Origin of the sequence: Paraprevotella clara YIT 11840 (assembly GCF_000233955.1) — a bacterium.
GTDB classification, from domain to species: Bacteria; Bacteroidota; Bacteroidia; order Bacteroidales; family Bacteroidaceae; genus Paraprevotella; species Paraprevotella clara.
Map to the genome: position 1 here is coordinate 1 of NZ_JH376614.1, position 4,306 is coordinate 4,306.

Annotated in this window: 1 protein-coding gene and 1 pseudogene; both read right to left on the reverse strand. The window is 46.2% G+C overall.

The annotated features are described in order from the left end of the window. Window positions 1–229 precede the first annotated feature (229 nt). The gene (locus HMPREF9441_RS11635; protein ID WP_008621367.1) at window positions 230–2,896 is read right to left on the reverse strand and encodes a hypothetical protein; all 2,667 of its coding nucleotides are present in this window, start codon (window positions 2,894–2,896) and stop codon (window positions 230–232) included. A 56-nt stretch (window positions 2,897–2,952) separates the two neighbouring features. Then, window positions 2,953–4,306 (reverse strand): annotated as a pseudogene (locus tag HMPREF9441_RS11640) (hypothetical protein); the annotation flags it as partial.

The window sequence follows — 4,306 nt, forward strand, 5'->3', positions numbered from 1 at the left end:
TCGTATCGCCCACGAAGTAGCAGGTATTGTCGAGATGGAGATATACCTTTTCCTGTGGCAGCCCGATGCCGAAGCCCTGTACTTTATGGTAGATGGAATCGGTGTCTGAGCTTGCTAGTATGTAGACGCTTGTGGCCAGGCTTATGGCAAGTAAAATGAAAATACCCTTTTTCATACCTCTGTTTTTTATTATTACGCTTAAGGCTTTTTAAAATCACAATGTATTCTGTTATTTTTTATAAACGATAGGTATTCCTTTCCCAGTGATGCCTTCCGCCTCCACGGAAATGACGGTCTGTTTACCGTTGTTGAAGAGCCGTACGGTAGCTTCTCCTTTCTCATCGAACTTGACTTCCGGTATCCATAGCAGTGTGCGCCGGTAGTCCTTGGTTTCAGGCAGAGGTTTCCGGCTGTAATCGGGGCTGTAGAAATCCTCGCAGACAGCGTAGCCTTGCAAGCGGTATCGGCGGTCGCGGCATGCCGGGAAATATTGGCCGTCGGGGTAAAGGCGGTAGTCGATGATGACTTCGGGTTGGTTATCCTGTTTGTATTTCCAACTGCCTTGTTCCCGGGGTACGTAATCGGTATAGATATAGAATTTGTCCAACCAACTCAGTAGACGGTATTTCCTGAGTGTCTGATAGCCTCCGATGTTGGGCTTTGGAAGTTCCACTTTGACGGGAGAGATGGCATGTTCAAGAGGTGCTTTTACTAAACGGTACCAGTTTTTTGTTTTTTGAGTTTTTCCGTCATATCTTTTCTCGTAGTAGTATTGCCTGTGCATATTCATGTCTCCCACGAATAATGATGCCAATAGCCTGCACATGGTGTCCTCCCTTATGTGGTAAAATGGCCGGTCGGCCAGTCCATAGTCTGCCATCAGGTTGTAAGCCTCGTATGCATCGATTACGACAGCCGGTTTGGTGGGGTCGTAATGGCGTAGCCCGCCCCTTTTGGCCTGCACGGTGACGGCAGGCATATATCTGTTGGTGAAAGATGTGCGGACGACGCTGTCTTCTCCTTCAAAATGTGGCATGTCTTTTTGGGGGACATCCTGATAATAATTGTATGGTTTGGCAAAGTGTGGGTGGAAAAGATCCAATTTCACGTAATAGTCCGGCCAAGCTTCCTCGTCGGTAAAGTCCTTTCGTCGGCTTCTGGTGATGTAGTCAGTTCCTTTATCCTGTTTTGCGGCACTGAGGAAGAGCATGTATTCCCCGTAGATTTTTGGTGTTTGCATGTAAAAGGTTCCGTTTCTTGTCGGCTGTTTGAGTTCAATCGTTTTTCCGTTTTGTACAAACATGGCCCATACATTCACTTCCCTTTTGAGGTTGCTGGCTTTTTTGAAATCCACATTCCATTTTTCAGCATGGTTGACACATCCGGCGATAGTCTGGAACTTTTCCGGCAGCCAGTTAGGAGTGAACGGTTCCACGTCGGCCATCTTTCTCCATTCGTATCTTCTCCAGCCCTGTACCATCATGAGCAGGTCGAGTGCCTGGCGATGAATGCTGTCGTCGCTTTCGAAATAAAATCCCGGGTTTTCCACGAATCCTCTGACTTCGCTGGCGAGCAGCATTTCCGTGAGCATGGTGCCGTTGTCGTATATGGGTTCTTCCGTAGCCCGGTCACGTATGGAGAGCGACACGCTTCGTCCTTGTTTGTTCGTGTCCGTAAGTTTCAGGCACAAAGTGATGGAGTCGAAAGGCTCATACTGTTTTTCCATTCCGGAGATGTTTATTTGTGGCTTGTCATAGTCGTGGAGGTTCACGAAGAATAGCCGGTCCGCATAGATTCTTCCCTCGTCGTCGAATATTGTAAGTTGGTTTACTCCGGTGGAAAGTGTCCGGAGCGGGATTTTTACGATATCATATTCTCCTTTTATATTTTTCCTTAACGGGAGATAGAACTTGGAGACTCCTTGGTGCATGACGTGCAGTGCGATTTCCCGTTCTATTCCTACGGCTTGTATGAAGGCTTCCGCAGTGGAGTCGGTTTGTGTGACAGACAGGGCGCAGCCGTTTTTTTCTACTTCCGGTAACTTTTCGGAGAATTTCACCTCCTTTAATGTGAATGTGGCCTTGTATTTTCCTTCGGGAGATATGTCTTTCAGGATGAATGAGGCCCTTCCTCTCTTGTCGGTTTGGCATTCGCTGACTTTCTCCCCGTCTTGGTCTATGATGGTGATGTCAATGTGTTCCAAATGTTTGCCTTCTTCGTCATTCAGTTCCAAGGCAACCCGCCCGGTTGTATTTTGCACAAGGTGTCCTCCCTCCGGATAAAAGCGTAGGACAGCGGTCGGTTTCAGTTTCCGTGCTTTGTAATATCTTCTCATGGGTCTTAGGGTCATTTCTTTGGTGTAACGTCCTTCTTCTTTGGGTTTGTTATAGACGGGGAACACCCGGGAATACAGCTTTTCATAATCCCTTATATAATCATCTTTCATTTTGCGGCTATAAAAGCCATGGCTTTTACGTGAAATGTGAGGGTATTCACATTGCCCGAAGTTGAGCATCCATCGGGTATAGGCACGTAGTTCATAGTAGCCTGCATAAAGTGAATCTTTGAGAATGAACATTCCGGATGCTGTGCCGCTTGTCATTTCGAGTTGTTGTCGTTCTACGGAGTACCCGTCAGGAGTAAGCAATTCCACATATAGTATTTTGCTTAAATCCGTGAGTGTTCCTTTGTCGCTTCGTGTGACATATCCTTTATACCAAATTGTATCTCCTAAGAAATAGCAGGTATTATCGAGGTGGAGGTACACCTTTTCCTGTGGCAATCCGATGCCGAATCCTTGTACTTTACAGTAAAGGGAATCGGTGTCTGAGTTTGCCAGTACGTAGACGCTTGTGACCAGGCTTATGGCGAGTAAGATGAAAATGTCCTTTTTCATACTTTTGTTTTTTTATTATTACGCTTAACATCCCTTTAAAATCACAATGTATTCTGTTATTTTTTATAAACGATAGGTCTTCCTTTCCCGGTGATGCCTTCCGCTTCCACGGAAATGACGGTCTGTTTGCTGTTGTTGAAGAGCCGTACGGTAGCTTCTCCTTTCTCATCGAACTTGACTTCCGGTATCCAGAGTAGTGTTCGCCGGTAGTCCTTAGTGTCAGGCAGAGGTTTCCGGCTGTAATCGGGGCTGTAGAAATCCTCGCAGACGGCATAGCCTCGCAGGACGTAATGCCGGTCCCGATAAGTCCTTTGGTATCCGTCGTTGGGGAAGAGGCGGTAGTCTATGATGACTTCGGGCTGGTTGTCTTGTGCATACTTCCAACTGCCTTGTTCGCGAGGGGCATAATCGGTGTAGATATAGATTTTGTCAAGGTAGCGGAGCAGGCGGTATTTCTTCATGATTTCTTTTGAGTTGCTGTAGTCCGGTGCAGTAGGAACTTCTATCTGCACATCCCATTTGTGCTTTTTGAGTGCTTTCCGGTAGTCTGTCCCTTGGTTGATTTTCAGGTTCAACGGTTTGCCATCGTACTGTTCTTGGATGAAATACCGCCTGTCAAGTCCCATGTCGCCGACCGTGGCAAAAGCCAGTTGGCGTGAAAAGGTGCGCCAGTCATGTTTTCCTCCGTTCAGGCCGTAGTCTGAGATGAGATTGAATGCTTCATAAGCATCCATTACGACAGCCGGTTTGTCCAAATCCAATTTCCTCAGCCCGTTTCTTTTGTTGCTTATGTTTACGACCGGGAGGCGGCGGTTGAAAAAAGTGCTGCTGTCTTGTGGGGTATAACCGGAGTCTGTTTTGTTGAAGATAAGGTCTTGATAGAACCCATAAGGTTGGGTGAATTTTGGATAGAACGGGTCTAACTTGACATAATAGTTGGGATATTGTTCTTCATCGTCATATCCTTTTTTATATTGTTCCGTAAAACCGGCTGCTTTTCCGCCGTTTGTCGTTCCGGTGAGGTCTACGATGCATGCTTCATAAAATTTAGGGGTAATCATGTGGAAATGCCCATTGGTCGTTTTCTGCATTAAGTTGAGCGATTGGTTTCCTTGTGCAAAAGAAGCAAATATGTTCACCTCCTTGTCCAACTTCTTGATTAGCGACCCGTATAAATCCTGCAAGTCCTTATTTCTGTATTTCCAATTACATTTTTCCGTGGTATAGAATTCGACGGGGACGGTAAGGTCTTTGTTTTCTTGCATGAGAGGGGTAATCCATGCATCTTCTCCCGGTTCGTTGTCAGGATATAAATTGTAAGTCAGGTTTACGCTACCGGTAAGGTTTTGTTGTCTTTCGGGCAAATGCTGTAAAGCAAAGGTTTCAATTCCCGCCATCTCTTTCCATTCG

What these genes read in the sequence shown, in the direction of transcription:
- HMPREF9441_RS11635 (WP_008621367.1), bottom strand. Translation starts at nt 2,896, where the DNA reads ATGAAAAAGGACATTTTCATCTTACTCGCCATAAGCCTGGTCACAAGC.